General features: G+C 46.8%; 15 protein-coding genes. 7 read left to right on the top strand and 8 right to left on the bottom strand.

The genetic code is table 11. The features are described from left to right. Positions 1-164 precede the first annotated feature (164 nt). The 4 genes from Q365_RS0106110 to Q365_RS0106095 are packed head-to-tail and all read left to right on the top strand — an operon-like array spanning position 165 to position 4542. Positions 165-632, top strand: coding sequence for a (2Fe-2S)-binding protein (locus tag Q365_RS0106110; protein ID WP_028022510.1), 468 nt, complete (start codon positions 165-167; stop codon positions 630-632). Between the two features lies 1 nt (position 633). Further along, positions 634-2853: a xanthine dehydrogenase family protein molybdopterin-binding subunit gene (locus Q365_RS0106105; RefSeq protein ID WP_028022509.1), complete on the top strand. Its 2220-nt coding sequence runs from the start codon at positions 634-636 to the stop codon at positions 2851-2853. 40 nt (positions 2854-2893) lie between these two features. Next, positions 2894-3937: an XdhC family protein gene (locus Q365_RS0106100; protein WP_028022508.1), complete on the top strand. Its 1044-nt coding sequence runs from the start codon at positions 2894-2896 to the stop codon at positions 3935-3937. Then, positions 3934-4542: a nucleotidyltransferase family protein gene (locus Q365_RS0106095; RefSeq protein WP_028022507.1), complete on the top strand. Its 609-nt coding sequence runs from the start codon at positions 3934-3936 to the stop codon at positions 4540-4542. The genes Q365_RS0106100 and Q365_RS0106095 overlap by 4 nt, the downstream gene beginning before the upstream one ends. 80 nt (positions 4543-4622) lie before the next feature. On the opposite strand, the gene Q365_RS0106090 is transcribed toward Q365_RS0106095, so the two are convergent. Both Q365_RS0106090 and Q365_RS0106085 read right to left on the bottom strand, forming a co-directional pair. Then, on the bottom strand, positions 4623-6179 hold the full coding sequence (locus Q365_RS0106090; protein ID WP_028022506.1) for a BCCT family transporter: 1557 nt from the start codon (positions 6177-6179) through the stop codon (positions 4623-4625). 148 nt (positions 6180-6327) lie between these two features. Continuing rightward, positions 6328-6780, bottom strand: a complete 453-nt coding sequence (locus Q365_RS0106085) for a GNAT family N-acetyltransferase (protein ID WP_028022505.1) — start codon at positions 6778-6780, stop codon at positions 6328-6330. Between the two features lie 397 nt (positions 6781-7177). Between Q365_RS0106085 and Q365_RS27505 the strand changes: the two genes are divergently transcribed. Then, positions 7178-8263, top strand: coding sequence for a methyl-accepting chemotaxis protein (locus Q365_RS27505; protein WP_028022504.1), 1086 nt, complete (start codon positions 7178-7180; stop codon positions 8261-8263). Between the two features lie 76 nt (positions 8264-8339). On the opposite strand, the gene Q365_RS0106075 is transcribed toward Q365_RS27505, so the two are convergent. From Q365_RS0106075 to Q365_RS0106055, 5 genes are all read right to left on the bottom strand, one after another. After that, positions 8340-8765, bottom strand: a complete 426-nt coding sequence (locus Q365_RS0106075; protein WP_028022503.1) for a hypothetical protein — start codon at positions 8763-8765, stop codon at positions 8340-8342. Between the two features lie 170 nt (positions 8766-8935). Then, entirely contained in the window at positions 8936-10039 is a 1104-nt protein-coding gene (gene modC / locus Q365_RS0106070) for a molybdenum ABC transporter ATP-binding protein ModC (RefSeq protein ID WP_028022502.1), read from the bottom strand. Then, a complete protein-coding gene (gene modB, locus Q365_RS0106065; protein ID WP_028022501.1) occupies positions 10036-10728 on the bottom strand; it encodes a molybdate ABC transporter permease subunit in 693 nt (230 codons plus the stop codon). Before modB ends, modC begins: the two co-directional genes overlap by 4 nt. 3 nt (positions 10729-10731) lie before the next feature. Then, complete coding sequence (modA, locus tag Q365_RS0106060) at positions 10732-11505, bottom strand: molybdate ABC transporter substrate-binding protein (protein ID WP_028022500.1); 774 nt, start codon at positions 11503-11505, stop codon at positions 10732-10734. Positions 11506-11675: 170 nt separating this feature from the next. After that, positions 11676-11975 carry a DUF6916 family protein gene (locus tag Q365_RS0106055; protein WP_028022499.1) on the bottom strand — a complete coding sequence of 100 codons (300 nt, stop codon included), beginning with the start codon at positions 11973-11975 and terminating at the stop codon, positions 11676-11678. Positions 11976-12934: 959 nt separating this feature from the next. Between Q365_RS0106055 and Q365_RS0106050 the strand changes: the two genes are divergently transcribed. Both Q365_RS0106050 and Q365_RS0106045 read left to right on the top strand, forming a co-directional pair. Next, complete coding sequence (locus tag Q365_RS0106050) at positions 12935-13459, top strand: RNA-binding S4 domain-containing protein (RefSeq protein WP_028022498.1); 525 nt, start codon at positions 12935-12937, stop codon at positions 13457-13459. Between the two features lie 683 nt (positions 13460-14142). Continuing rightward, a complete protein-coding gene (locus Q365_RS0106045; protein ID WP_035024574.1) occupies positions 14143-15093 on the top strand; it encodes a TDT family transporter in 951 nt (316 codons plus the stop codon). Positions 15094-15152: 59 nt separating this feature from the next. On the opposite strand, the gene Q365_RS0106040 is transcribed toward Q365_RS0106045, so the two are convergent. Beyond that, the gene (locus tag Q365_RS0106040) at positions 15153-16052 is read right to left on the bottom strand and encodes a LysR family transcriptional regulator (RefSeq protein ID WP_028022496.1); all 900 of its coding nucleotides are present in this window, start codon (positions 16050-16052) and stop codon (positions 15153-15155) included. Positions 16053-16203 lie beyond the last annotated feature (151 nt).

Below are 16203 nucleotides of genomic sequence, written 5' to 3'. Positions count from 1 at the left end.
AAGGAATAGAGAAAATTTCGATAACGAGTTGAACAAATATTCGCCATGGTTAGTACTCGTGCTTTTTACAAATGGTGGCATTTGGGTTTTTACGAATGCCGCTATAGAGCCAATGTCGATAATGAGCTATGTCAGACAGAGCCGAACTATGGAAGGAGATCACCATGGCCTTTTCCGTCAATATCAACGGACAAGATTACCTATTAGACGTACCCGCCGAGACTCCGCTATTGTGGGCTATCCGCGACAATTTAAAAATGACTGGTACTAAGTTTGGTTGCGGCCTTGCTCAGTGCGGTTCATGCACCGTGCATTTGGCGGGGCAGCCAATACGTTCGTGCGTCACCCCTGTTTCGGCCGTTGTCGGACAGCGTATTACGACAATTGAAGGTGTCGATTCGCAAGCAGCATCCCTCATAAAAACCGCGTGGGAAAAACTTGAAGTTCCTCAGTGTGGCTACTGTCAATCTGGTCAGATCATGGCGGCAAGCGCCCTGATAACCAACAACAGCTCTCCAACAGATGCCGATATCGATGCCGCCATGTCTGGCAATATTTGCCGCTGTGCTACCTATGTTCGTATTCGCCAAGCCATCAAAGATGCTGCTAGCGAACTAAAAGAGGGCGCATAACATGAGAAATATATTTAATGGTTACTCCCCTCAGCGAAACGAGCAGCAACAAGACGCTCAGGGCGAAACAGGAACAAGCCGCAGGAGTTTTATTAAACTGCTTTCAACCGCAAGTGCGGGGCTCACACTTGGCGTCCATTTGCCAACCATCGCAGCGGAAAGTGGTACAAGCGCAAATACCTCTGGTTCCGAATTTTCACCCAATGCATTCGTTCGTGTCGGAGCAGATAACACAGTCACGATTATGATCAAGCATTTGGACATGGGCCAAGGCGTCACTACCGGACTTGCTACCATTGCAGCGGATGAACTTGATGCTGACTGGGCAAACGTTTCCACAGAGGCCGCTCCTTCTAACGCGCAAGAATATAACAACCTTCTCTTTGGCCCTGTTCAAGGAACAGGCGGCAGCACAGCCATCGCGAACTCCTTCATGCAAATGCGATATGCCGGTGCCAAGGCGCGTGCCATGCTCGTTAGTGCTGCATCAAAAGTATGGAAAGTTCCGGTCGCAGAAGTTGTCGTCAGCCAAGGTGTAATTTCCCATCATGCATCGGGAAAATCCGCTACCTTCGGTCAAATGGCTGAACTGGCAGCACTGCAAACCGTGCCGACTGATGAGCAAATCACGCTCAAAAATCCCGAACAATTTACCCTGATCGGGAAAACGGGCACGTCGCGCAAAGACAAAGGTAAAAGTAATGGGACAGCCTTGTTTACCCAAGACGTGCAATTGGAAGGCATGTTGACAGCTCTCGTGGCTCACCCTCCCGCTTTCGGCGCAAAAGTCATCTCTTTTGATTCGGCTGCAGCGAAGCAATCCTCCGGCGTGATCGACGTGGTGCAGATCCCCACAGGGATTGCTGTTATCGCTAAAGATTTCTGGAGCGCAAAAGTCGGAAGAGACAAACTACAAATCGAATGGGATCGTTCAGCATTCAGTAAAAACACGGCGGAAATGAAATCAGATTACGTCGCTCTTGCCCAAAAACCAGGCTTACCTGCACGTAACGACGGCAATGCACCGGATGTTCTTTCCAACGCCAAAAACGTGGTGGAAGCGACCTACTACTTCCCTTATCTCGCCCACGCCGCGATGGAACCAATGAACTGTGTGGTTGTGGCCGATAGTGAGAAAGCGGAACTTTGGTATGGTGCTCAGCTTCAAACCGTTGACCAAATGTCAGTCGCGGCAGTGTTAGGTTTGAAACCAGAAAACGTGAGTATTAATACGCTGTTTGCTGGAGGGAGTTTCGGTCGTCGTGCAAACCCTCAGTCAGACTATGTTCTTGAAGCCGCACACATCGCCAAGAGCCAACCCGGCGTGCCTGTGAAGCTTGTTTGGACACGAGAAGATGACATGAGAGCAGGCTACTATCGCCCTATGTATGTGCATAAAATTCGCGGCTCCCTCGATGAAGATGGAAATATCGAAGCGTGGGAGCAGCGCATCGTTGGGCAATCCATCGCAGCAGGCACGCCTTTCGAAGGCTTCATGGTGAAAGAAGGTGTCGACGCATCATCTGTTGAAGGCGCTTCCACCCTTCCTTATGCGATCCCTAACCTTTCCGTGCAACTTCATACCGTGAATCTTCCCGTCCCTGTCGTCTGGTGGCGCTCGGTGGGTCACACACATACGGCGTTTTCAACAGAGACATTTTTTGACGAACTGGCTCACCAAGCTGGCAAAGATCCCGTCGAATTCCGTACAGCATTACTTAAAAACCACCCTAGACATCTTGGCGTTTTGAAACTTGCAGCTGAAAAATCCGGTTGGGGAACACCATTGCCTAAAGGGCGCGGACGAGGCGTCGCCGTGCACGAGTCGTTCAACAGCTTTGTGGCACAAGTGGTAGAAGTCACGGTTGAAAATGGGCAGATACAAGTCGATCGCGTTGTCTGCGCCGTAGATTGTGGCGTTGCCATTAATCCCGACATCATTCAAGCCCAAATGCAGGGCGGTATTGGGTTTGGGTTGTCACCGGCTCTGTTGAGCGAAATCACGCTACAAGATGGCGCGGTGGTGCAATCAAACTTCCATGATTATCAGGTATTGAGGGGCCCTCAAATGCCCGACATTGAAGTACACATTGTCCCTTCTGCAGAAGCGCCAACAGGTGTAGGCGAACCTGGAACGCCACCTATCGCGCCTGCGGTGGCTAACGCAGTATTTGCTGCGACGGGTAAGCGTCTCTATGACTTACCCATGAAGTTGTCATAAAGGCGATGGTCATCTTTGTTCAAGAATGGATGCGTAAACTATGTCAAACCACCTTCTTCATATATTGAGTCAGTGGTATCCCGAAAAAGACAATGCCGAGTGGGTACTCGGCACTGTCTTCAAAACCGAAGGCCCTTGCTATCGTAAAGCAGGTGCCATGATGTTATTTAGCAGCTTTGGCCAGCAGCTAGGTATGCTAAGTGGTGGGTGTTTGGAATCAGACATTCAACGCCATGCTAAAAAGGTAATGGCAACGGGAAAAGCCATCACACAGGTTTACGACAGTCAGGATGAAGATGACCTTTCTTTTCAACTTGGCATTGGGTGCGGCGGCACGGTGCATGTCATGCTTCACCCTGTTTCACAAGATAACGGCTACCTATCACTTAACACTGTGTACGAGCACTTATTAGCTCGAGAGTCAGGTCATTACTTTCAACATGTTCCCATGGCATCCTCATCTGCATTCACTGGTGAAGACCATGCTCAATTTGTTGTGTCCCAAACGCCACACAAACTGCGTAGCGATCAAGAAGCCATTGGCGAACAGTTCATGGAAGGCGATCAAACTTGGTTGAAAACCTATGTACAGCCTCCTGTTCATTTACTGATTGCGGGCGGTGGTTTCGACGCGAGGCCACTGGTTAACCTCGCCCACCAAATGGGTTGGCATGTCACGCTCTGGGACCCTAGACCCGCAAATGCACGCCGTGACTACTTTGAACATGCTGACAATATCTTGCGCGGCTCAGCAGACACGCTAACCGCTTACTGCAACGACCACTGTGTTGATGCCGTGGTTGTCATGACACACAGCGTGACACTCGACGCCGCCGTGTTAACAGCTTTAACCCCAACCAGCATTGGCTACCTTGCCCTATTGGGGCCAGTTCACCGTAAAGAAGAAGTCCTCTCTGTAGTACAAGTGTCTTCATCGCAGTTCCCATGTAAATTGCATGGACCTGCCGGATTGAATCTAGGCGCAGCATTGCCAGAAGGTATTGCAATCTCTATGCTTTCAGAATGTATTGCAACGCTTAACAATGCGAACGCTTTGTCGTTCAGTGGTGCCCTATCAGAATGAAAAAAATCGCCGCCGTAATTCTTGCTGCGGGCAAAGCCTCGCGGTTTGGCAGCTGCAAAGCACTTGCTCTAATCAACGATCGTCCCCTCATCGAATCAAGTATCACGGCTGCCAACGTGGTAACCCCCGATGTGTATATCGCGACTGGATATTGGCACAAAGCACTGTCTCAAGCTGCGACGGACAATCAGTGGAAAGCGAAATTACTATATATCGATAATTGGCAGCAGGGTATTGGGGATGTGATATCCCATGTCACTCACACCCTGTGTGATGATTATGATGGACTGTTATTTTTATTAGCTGATCAGCCTGCTATTACTGGCGACAATGTCGCGCTGCTTTGTCAGGTCTATGAGCGCCACCAATCAGACGCAGCATGCTGCCAATACCCTGATACCATTGGCGTTCCGGCTATTATCAATGCTCGCGTTTTCGACGAACTCAAAGCGCTCAAAGGCGACGAAGGGGCAAAGAAACTGCTCATGGACAGAGCACATCTCATCGACAAGCTTGCCTTGGATCAGTGCAATATCGATATCGACACACCAGAAGACTTAGAGAACTACGTTCACTACCTTACTCACATGTCATCTCTCTGGTAAGAGACAAATTGAAAAAAAAACCATCCCAATTGGGATGGCTTTTCATCAATTAAATTCAAATGCGCTACGCTTAGCCGACATCACACTCTTGGTGATGCGGGCACCATTTCAGCAGTATTCGCTTCCGCATTCTGTCGCATCATTTCTCTAATGGTCATCGGTGCACACACCAAGGTAACGGCAACCAAAAGTGATACAGGGGCGGCGGTAATCACAATGAAAGACTGCAGAGCTCCCAAGCCTCCCTCGCCTGCCATCAATAACACGCCCGCGACGATACCCAACATCAATGCCCAAAACAGTCGGTGGTATTTTGATGGGGTTGTGTTTTGCGAAGTCACAACAGCAATTGAATACGCCATTGAATCTCCTGTCGTCGCCACAAACGTCGTGGTGAGCAGCAAGAATGCAGGAACAAGAATGAACTGAAGCGGCAGCTGTTGCAGCATAGCGATCAGCACTGCCGGTAGTCCTGCATCAGCCAAGGGGGCTGAAATGCTTCCCGCTTGAGTGAGTTCGAAGAATATTCCCGTACCGCCAAGGGCACTGAACCAAAAGTTGGTCGCAATCGGCGCACAAACAGCAACGGCAAAAACGAGGTTGCGAATACTTCTTCCGTCAGAGATCTTAGCAATGAATATTGCCATCATCGGTGCAAAGCCAATAAACCATCCCCAGAAGAACCACGTCCAACCCGTCATCCAACCTGCGTCGTGTTCACCAAGGCTCATTGAAGGGAAATTGACAACGTAGTGACCAAATGCTTGACCAAACTGCTCAAAGATAAACGTCGTCGGCCCAAGAATAAGCACTGCAACCAATAGCCCTACTGCACCAATGACGTTGACCTTAGACAACCACTGCAAACCTTTGTCCATACCGGAAAAAGCGGAAATGGAATACGCGGCAACAACAGCAGACAGGATACAAAGTTGAAGCGTTAAGCTGTTTTCCACACCGAACAGAGATTCAACGCTGTAACCGAGCTGACTCGCCAGAAACCCGATAGGGCCAATGGTACCTGCCGCGACACCGATAATTGATACCGTATCGACAACCGCACCAAACCAATGATTTTCTAACCGCTTTCCGAACAAGGGATACAGCAGTGCGCGGGGCCTGAGCTTTAGCCCTTTTTGATGATGTGCATGCATCAAGATGATCGTGGACAATGTGCCAAGAACAGCCCAAGCAAGAAAACCCCAGTGGAAAAAACTTTGGCTGAGTGCCGCAGAAACCGCTGAACTTGACGCAGACTCAACATCTGAAAACGTGGGAGGCACTGACATGAAGTGATAAACAGGCTCAGCCGCCGACCAAAACACGCCTCCCCCAGCCAGTAAAGTACACATGATCATCGACAGCCATCGGAATGTACTGATTTCAGGCTTAGCACGTTTACCTAGCGTCATACGGCCTGCTGGCGAGAGTGCAACAACGAGGGCAAAAATGAAGTTACCCACCATCAACCACTGCCAGAATGGGCCGAATAAATTCGCGGCTTGGCCAAAAAGCGTATTGATGATGTTAGAGAAGTGCGAGATGTCCATCGTCGCTGCGAGTAGAAAAACGGAAAAGAATCCGATAGTCAGAATAGAAACGAGTTTATCGCTAGAAATTATAGATTTAAAAGTCATGCTGCTCTCACAATGGGCGTGAGGGAAAGCACTCTACCAGCACATCAATGAGATCTCCATCACTTTATTCGTGCACTAAGCATATTCCGTTACATTATCAATCACCCAGAGACCCAAACCACCCTCAAACCATTGTTTATAAACAACATCAACTTACCATGTCATGGTAAATGCTTTTTTCAGAGCCCTTAATCTCAATGAGGTCTAAGTATTTACGGTAGTAGTCTTCACTTGTTGTGGGGATAATCGCGTACCCATAGCCCGCCTCTTTCATGGCATTCAATGTCTTATGAACCAATTGCTTTCCTACCCCTTTTTCCCTAGCCAGCTCACTGACCCCCAGAGGTCCAAAAAAACCTTTAGCCGTTCCGTCAAAACAAGAAAAGCCCAAAATCTCCTGACCTTCAATGGCGATAAACAGGGAATTGTTTCTTGAATAAGCGGAATCTGCTTCACTTTGCCAGCGCTCATTGAAGTGCTTACCTATCCAGTTCATTACCGCGTGTTTTTCCGGCCCTATTGGTTTTCTTATCGTAAATGTTTGAACATCATTTAGTGTGTCGAGAAAAGGGGTTTGATATAACTTAACGAGATAGTCCACGTTTCTTCTTCCTTTGACATAATTGGAACAACGATCGAATAACTCCCGACACTCCAGAAGCTGCTACCAACAGCAATCTAACACAACATACCAAAACAACCTGAAGACGCTCGATTTCAGAGGCCATCAGTGCGATCACTACATCAGCAAGGGGACGCCTAGATCATAGCGGCAGTAAATCTCGCTGAATCCTGCATCTTCAGGTTGTTTGGGTATAACCCTATTAAAATTAACAATTTCCACGCAAAAAACCCTCCAAAACCACCATATCGTTACTCCTTTGAGTATCTATTGTTAATGGCAAAAAATACTCAATAATTTTCCGTGTTTTGCGATCGAAACATCCATACAATCACGCCTAGCATCAATATGTATGTTTTGACTCAAGGAAATAAGAATGGCTTTTTGGAACAACAAAGAGCGTGAGATGGCGCTTTCCGCCCAGATCAAAGATCTTGAAATTAGTTATCAAGACAAACTGACAAATATGACTCAACAATTAGAAGAAAAGGATGAACAAATATTCGCCTTGAAGAGTCATATAGAAAACCTATTGAAAACCAGTCAGTGCCAGCAGCAAGGTGCTGAAATGTTGGAAACCATTCGAGAAGGTCTACTCAGTAACGCAGATATGCTTGTTGCAGAGAAAAATGAACTTGCTGCTCTTGATGATATGTTCTCGCAAACCCTTTCTGCCGTTGCAAACCTTTCAACGCGTGCAAACAGAATCACTCAAGAAGCACTGAGAAACCAAGAAGCCGTTGCTGAATTGACGCAAACAACAACATCGATCAATCGTTTTGTCGCTGCAGTGCAGGAGATCTCCGAGCAAACTAACCTTCTTGCGCTAAACGCAGCGATAGAAGCGGCTCGTGCTGGTGCGGCGGGTCGAGGATTTGCTGTCGTTGCCGATGAAGTTCGACAGCTTGCAAGAAAAGCGGGTGAAGCCAGCAGCCAAATTGAGACTCTGGTTAAAAAGGTGATCGATCAGAACCGTGACATTCAGCTACTCGTAGAAGAAAGTAAGCACGGTGCAGAAGACGTCGCGACCTCTTCTTCTCAAATCGAAACGGTGGTTTATCAAGTCATCGATAAATCCAAAAACATGCAACGAGTGATACAAAACGCGGCGGTTTCATCGTTCCTAAATACGGTAAAACTGGATCACGCGGTATGGAAGAGCGCCGTCTACAAACACATCAGCAATAATGAGTTTGGCCAGCAGGTCAATAACCACTCATCGTGTCGTCTAGGTAAATGGTATTTCAATGGTGAGGGTGCTAAGAACTTCAAATCATTCCCATCGTTCAGTGCCATTGATTCACCGCACAAGCAAGTGCATGACACGGGACGATTTGCCCTTGAAGCAGGAAACCGAGGGGATTTGCTTTCGATGGTTGAACATCTTCGTACCATGGAAAGCAGCAGTTTACAGGTGACGACAGCCATCGAACGACTGATCAACGAAAGTGCCATCAGGTAACGCTACAAACGCGCGTTTCATCTCTACCAATCAATACTAGGTGAGAAAATCGTCGACCAAAAAAAAGCCTGATTAGTCAGGCTTTTACTTTTCTACGTTTCTTCGCATTAGATTCGATAATCTGCTTATGCAACGCCAGCGCGGCCCGTTGTAATCTTGGATGCAACTGAACCTTCTGACTTTCAACCAGTGTCTTATTTAAATTGATTACTGAGGCTGTAATACACGCCGCTACTTTGATTTGACCCAACTTGTGCGCGTACATCGCGGTTTTTATTGCCATGAATGCACGTTGGTCTTCTTTCTTGTAGCTTTGGGTAGCGAACCGTTCAAATCTCAGAAAATCCTTATGATACGAATCATGAATTTTTGAGACGTGTTTGTCGTAATACTCTCTATATTTGCTGTAGCTACCCGTTCGGTTAGCTTGCATGAGCTTTTTAACCCACTCCGTCGACTTGATCGTTTCTTTCTTAAACAAGCCGGTTAGCCATGCAAACATTTACTTCTCCTACTTGCTCATACCCAATCGCACTCTTCTAGAGTATCCAATCCGCATGAGATAACGCCCTTAATCTAAAGCTCTCTTACCCGATTTGCGGCACATCGCACACTATTCGGTATCGGCAGATTCTACTCAAAAATGGGCCACAGTGCGCAAGTAAATTGTCATTAAATGCGATGATTCTGTGCCAAATCGCCTCGAGCAATACTCACGCCTTTAAGTTGCGCGAACACTTCTTGCCCAACCGATAAGCCAAGTTCATCTAAAGCCCATTGAGTAATATTTGCCAGCAATGTCTCATCACCAACGCGCAACACTAACTGACAATAAGCACTGTCCGACGAATTCGCGTCTGCACGTTCGATAGCATGAATGATTGACGGGATGACATTACGAATACTCGTGTCCTTCGGCTGTGTTTTAGCGATAGAAATGTCATTCGCGTAGACCCGCAATCGCAGCGATATGCCCTTATCTTGTTCAACACTTGGTACCCAGACTGGCTGACCTTGTAAATCGAGCTGCGTCATGGGATAGACGGGATGATTTCCGATCACAGTCGCTGTGACCAAGGCGCTCTGTTCTTTCGCTGAAAGCCAAGGTCGCATGGGCGGCGAACCCCAAATCTCATGCAAAGGGCCATTGGCAATCACCTCCCCCTGATTGAGCATCAACATATGATCCGCAAGTTGTAATATTTCATCCAAGCTGTGGCTAACATAGATAACGGGGATATGAAGAGATTTCGCCAAACGTAGTAAATAGGTAATAAGCTCTTGTCGACGAGGCGCGTCTAACGAAGCCGTAGGCTCATCCATGATGAGTAATTCGGGGTCAGATAACAAAGCGCGGCCAATGGCCACACGCTGCTTTTCGCCACCAGATAAATCATGAGGGTAACGCGTCAACAAGGTATCAATACCTAACAAGGTGACCACTTCATCAAATGTGCTGGGGTCATAGGCTTTGCAACCATATTTTAGGTTCTTAGCCACAGACATATGCGGAAAGAGCCTAGCGTCTTGGAAAACATAGCCAATGCGTCGACGTTCTGGTGGGAGGTTAGCACCCGTTTCACTGTCAAAAAGCACTTGGTCGCCAATCTGAATACAGCCAGTGTCCGGCGTAACAAGTCCACTAATGGCGTTAATCAAAGACGTTTTCCCCGCCCCTGAACGACCAAAAATGGCGGTGATGCCCTCAGAAGGTATGGAAGCGTTCAATGACAGAGAAAAATCTTCGCGCTTTAGCGCCATGTTCAACTTAATCATTGCATGCCCATCCTTCGCTTCATTCGGCGACTGAGCCACTCTGACCCAAGAAGCGACATCAAAGCGATGACAATGGATAGAACGCAGAGCCGCGCTACACTCTGTTCTGCCCCTGGGGTTTCAATAAAAGCAAACATTGCCAATGGAATGGTCTGCGTTTCTCCCGGAATGTTTGAGACAAAGGTGATCGTTGCACCAAACTCTCCCAAACTACGAGCAAACGCCAATACCAGCCCCGATAAAATCCCCGGCATGATCAATGGCAATGTGATGGTAAAAAATACGCGCCAAGGAGAAGCGCCTAAGGTGCGAGCGGCTTGCTCGAGTTTCTGATCGACAAGCTCCAATGACAAACGAATGGCTCTAACCAGCAGAGGAAATGCCACGACCGCAGAAGCCAAAGCGGCGCCTTTCCAACTAAACGAGAATGAAACACCAAATGTTTCATACAGCCACTGACCCACTGCACCTCTTCGGCCCATCACAATCAATAATAAGTAGCCGATAACCACAGGCGGTAAAACAAGAGGAAGATGAATCATTCCATCCACAATGGATTTTCCCGCGAACTGCTTTCTGGCGAGCACCCAAGCCATCGCAATACCTAAAGGTAAGCTTGCAGCCACGGCCACCAAGGAGATTTTCAGACTAAGTTGCAGCGCTTCCCACTCTATGGGTGTTAATAGCATATTTTACAGTTGCTCTTGTGATGAATGGATAACGACGAAACCGTTATCCTGCAAAATTGATTGGGCTTTTTGCGAATCTAAATACGCAAAAAAGCGTTGGGCTTTGACAGATGTATTGGGTGTCATCGCTTTAGGGAAAACAATCGCGGTATGCGTGTCGCTGGGAATATCTGCCACTACGCTGACGGATGAAGACGCAAGAGCGTCAGAAAGGTAAACCACACCGAGCGGCGCTTCTCCTCGCTCAACTAGCGCAAGTGTTGCGCGAACGCTGTTAGATAGCGCGAGCTTATCTTCAATGACACGCCATAATCCTAACGATAACAGGGCCTGTTTAGCGTAAATCCCTGCTGGCACATGGTTAGGATCTGAAATAGCGATACGACTATTTCCTATCGCTGTATTGATAGCATCGGCGGTTAACGCCACCCCACCAACCAGATCGTGATGGGCAATGACCACCAACTCATTTTCAACCCACGGTGAGACGGTTTCGGGATCAATTGCCGATTCAGACACCGCATATTCCATCCATTTCTCATTCGCTGAGATATAGATATCTGCAGGTGCTCCATACGCAAGCTGACGGGCTAACGCCGAAGATGAGGCGTAAGAGATAGTAATTGCTTGGTCAGTTTCTTGTTCATAGGTTTGCGCGATCTCATTCAATGCGGTTGTCATTGATGACGCTGCAAACACGAGAACTCTCTCTTCAGCGGAAGAAACTTGGGGGAACAGAGAGGCTGTGATGAACAAAAACAGAAAGATACGTTGCATACGACCCCTAACTGGTACGCGACAGAAAGGCGTTATCATAACAAGTATTTTAGTGAGACACGTATTCAAACCATGAAGAATTGGTCGGCCTGCTGATAAAGCAAACAACGCAACGCAAATTCGACATAATCTTTACTGCGTGGCCGACAGCGTCGCTTCGTTTTGTATCACTATGCTTCAGTATTGATGACAATGGTGTATCGATTGTCACCCGCCACCAGCATATATAGAATTTGTTGCCCCATTGAAGGATGCGAGATCAGATAATTTCCCTGTGGGAATTCTGCGTCCTCCGGACCGACAAGCACCATGGTGTAATGTTCAACCAGTCGACCGTCAATGGTTGTTTGGTTTCCGGCTTCTTCCTGCACGGATTCTACCAAAACATCGTATTCATTTTCTGCACCGTCGATCAGCTGAACCGTACTTCCAGCTAATTTGGAAACATTTTCCCAAGACAATACATTCATTGTTATTCCCCCGACATCCGTGTTGGCAACTTCATCGTGTCAATTTGAAATAAGAGTTGGCTTCTAACCACCAAACTCGATAAGAAAGCTTTGGTTAAAGTGTAGCCACAAGCGAATCAACAAACTGAATTTAAGTATGATTTTCTGACAGTTGCCCCAAAAAAATTCGAAATATGTAGGAAGCAGTCAGATAGCAAATGGCAACAGGCCAAAAACAGAAGATCTGGATAGAGAACAGAGAATGTACTAGCAGGTATATATAGAGGAATGAAAAACAGGTCGAGTTGGATTTAAGGGATTATAACCAGAAACGTCATAAATGACGTTTCTGGATCTTGCTGCGCTTAGCGCATTTTCAAAGGACGCGAATCTTGCGATTTACTTTGATGGTAGAACCACAGGCGTCTGGTTTTATTAGTCATAATAAACACCCTTATTATTAGCTCAGGTTTAAAGAGAAACACCCATACTGTTTTTAGGCAGTAAGCTCAATTAACGACCTGATAGATATTAAAAACACTTCGTCTAAACACAATGCCATTGACTGGCGTATCCCCCTCATGATTTTAGAGGAGCGCTTCTGTTAGAGTGGTGCATAAACTCATATGTGTTTAAAGAAGCTAATGATATGACAGGGGAAAATGAATAAAATTCCCTACATCGTCACGATATCTATATATTTATTACAATCACTTGCACTTTTCAAGTGAATCAGCCCCAATACATGCCGCCCAAGTCACAGTTCAGTTTAATGTTCCTTAAATTACAGAGATTTGACAGACTTATACCCAAGTAACCCTAAGATGCAGGATTCAGCGCTCTGATGGTCTCTGAAAACCAACATCTTAGGGTTGCTTGGGTACAATGACCCCTTGTCATAGCCAAAACCGCATTTCGTACTGCTATCTTAGACGGAGTTCAGCTACACTCCGCACATCAGCCATAAGAGAGTGACTATCATGTCGCATGAAGAAATTGAAGTAGAAGCCATTGGCATCGAAGTATCCGCCCACCCTGTCGAACTTTATAAGGTACTAAAGATCGCTAACGCGGTTAGTGGCGGCGGTGAAGCGAAGATGGCTATCGTCGAGGGCTATGTGGCGGTGAACGGTGAAATTGAAACTCGTAAACGTCGTAAAATTCATGACGGAGATGTTATTCAGTTCAATGAAGAATTCTACGTTTTGCTATGTGATGCGCCACCAACAGCTGTTGAACCTCGCCAAGCAAAACCAGTAAAACCTAAAAAAGAAAATGCTCGCGCTCAGAAGAAAGCCCCACAACAGAAGCCAGCGTCTAGCACCGCTGCTAAAAAGCCTGAGCCTAAAAAGCCCGAGCCGCAAAAAGCGTCACCCAAGCTAAGTAAAAGTGCGGATGAAAAACTGAACAAGACGCCAAAAATTGAAAGACCAAAGCAAGGCAAGTCAGCAACGGACAACTCAAAAAGTGATACCGCTACTGGACGCAAGCCGCTTTCTTTCTGATTGACGCTAGCAGCTTAACAGTCAGACTATTGAAATAGTCTGTGCGCCGCTTTTGATGAGACGGTCATAACAAATGAAAAAGCCACCTAAGCGGTGGCTTTTTTGTTAGCTCTAAAAGTTGAAAATCGAATACTGTGTGGTGTTCTAAAGTTTACTTGCCCTACATTGCTCACTACGTTGAGCTTCCTTACCTCGTGCGTTTCATTGCATGGGTTCTTTGGAAAGTAAGGTCTTACGTTCACTTACGATGCGTATTTCCTACGCCGATGTAACAGTCCAAATTGTTGTGCAACCCAGTATCAGTGCCAGTATTTTGCTATCAAAATGTGTCTATGTGTACATGGAATTGGCTGGCACGCCGAGCTTGGAGCTCATCCTCATTCGTCAGTCATGTTTTGGTTGCAATTTGAGTATATGAAAACCTACAAGACCTGCCATGTCACATTTCTATGATTGTGATCCGGTTTCAGAAATCAGTTTTTTGATAGATTGATCACCAATAGTCGGCAGGGATTATGCTTTAAAAGCCAATATGGTCTACTCAAAACAGCCGGTGACTGACTGTGATTTTTCCGCGCTTGTCCCTAGCCATATAAAAACAAAAAGAAATTATATTCACCTCATCACAATCTGATGTTGTCTGCGTATAATACGCTCCTATTCAGCCGCGCTAATTCGATTCCATGGATGACAGATTGACAGCTTTCCGTTCCCCATTTCGATTCATCCCAACAGCTCAAGCTTCTCTGGCTATGGCGTACTTTGGGCTAGGCGTTGCATGGTCTCTCTATCATCCATTCACCGGTGACATATCTCGGCCTTTACTATCCGCAGTCGGCATACTTCTGATTGGTGGCGTGTGGTTAAAGTACGCATTTGAACCTAAGCGCTTCTTCCAAGATCTTCGTGACCCGCTATATGGCAGTCTCATGGCACCAATGACCATGTCATTGTTACTGATGGCTGATTTCCTCAGCGATATCAGCGTTCGTGCGGCAATGTACATTTGGTATCCCGCGGTGGTGATGCACATATTCATGATGTGCTACTTCTTCTATCACCAATTCAAATCCTTTGAGAAGTGCCATATCTACCCCAGTTGGTTTCTCTACCCTGTAGGATTGATAAGCAGCACGCTTGCCGGGCCTAAGCTCGGGTTTGGAGACGAATCTGAACTGGTTGCACATATCTGCATCGGTGCGTATTTCTGCATGTTGCCGTTTGTATTGTATCGCTTGTGTTTCTTAGACAGCTTGCCAAGAAACTCGCGTCCTGTTCTCGCGATCATGGCAGCGCCCGTCAATCTCGCATTGACCGCGTACCTAGTGAATATGACTAACCCCGACCCTGTGCTGGCAGGCGCACTTGCTGGCGTGGGTATCATGATGACCTTGTTTGTTTACCTATGCTATTTCGATTTGCTGCGAGAGCCCTTCCAGCCCACCTTAGCGGCATTAACCTTCCCTTCGGTGATTAGCGCCGTGGCCATGGAACGATTAACGCTTTGGCTTGGGACAGATTTCCCGCATTGGTCGTGGTTGGAACGCTTGGGTCTGGTCGAATTGACGGTAGCCACCTTGCTCGTCAGTTGGGTCAGTTTTGGCTACGTTCGACATTACGGCTTTGGCAAGTAACAAAAATACGAAAGCCCCATGCAGGGGCTTTTTTCACCGTCGGCGCTACACAAGAATACTTACTCCACTTCCATGGCCTCGATAAGAAAATCGATAAAGCAGCGTACCTTTGAAGACATATGTTTACGACTTGGGTAAACAATAAAGACATCGATATTAGTTCGCGGAAAATCACTGAACAACTCCACTAATTCTCCCGAGTCCAATTCCCCATTCAAGTTAAACAGCGGCATTCGCGTTATACCTTCACCAGAGAGGCACAATAACAGCTCCAACTGCGAACTGTTGCTGACGACAAAACTCTGCAGTTCAACATCTATCGCGCTACCGTCATGGTCTTTATAGCGCCATGTGTTATAAGAAGGGATATTGCTGTAGCTGATGACTTTATGATTAACGAGATCTTTAGGGTGTGTCGGAAACCCATGCTTTTCAAGATACGCAGGCGTTGCAATCGTAGCTGCGTGTGACGAGTGTATTTTTCGGCTGATCAAGCTTGAGTCATTGAGCGCCTGTGAGGCCCGAATCGCGATATCAAACCCTTCTGCCACCAAATCGATTTTCCGGTCATTAAGCTCTATATTGAGAGAAATATCGGGATACGCTTCAGAAAAGCCACGTAGAACGGGCGCTAAACGAGTTAAGCCAAAACTGGTTGGGCAACTTATTTTAAGGTTACCCCTTGGTGTAACCTGACGACCCAGCATGGCGTTTTCAAGTTCTTCTGCGTCCTGAACGATCTGTCGGCACTGCTCATAATAAAGCTCGCCTTCCGGCGTTAGGCTCAATGAACGAGTTGTTCGGTGCAAAAGCCGCACACCTAGGCGTTCTTCCAGCCTATTGATTTCCTTGCTTATATAGGAAGTAGAATGCCCAGTACGATCAGCAGCTTTGGTAAAACTGCCATACTTCATCACTTCTCTAAATATCACCATTCCATCAAGTAATTGTGTATTCATGTCTAACGTCTCATACCTTACCCATGGGTTAGCATAATTAATTACATGTCATATGGAAACAATCATTCTACAAAAACACTATTAATCTTCGTATGGAATATATCTATAGTGACCTCAAGACATAAGACGTCAAACAAACTTACAGGCTTAT

The organism is Enterovibrio calviensis DSM 14347 (assembly GCF_000621165.1).
Classification (GTDB): domain Bacteria; phylum Pseudomonadota; class Gammaproteobacteria; order Enterobacterales; family Vibrionaceae; genus Enterovibrio; species Enterovibrio calviensis.
This window is presented reverse-complemented; position numbering and strand designations above follow the sequence as displayed.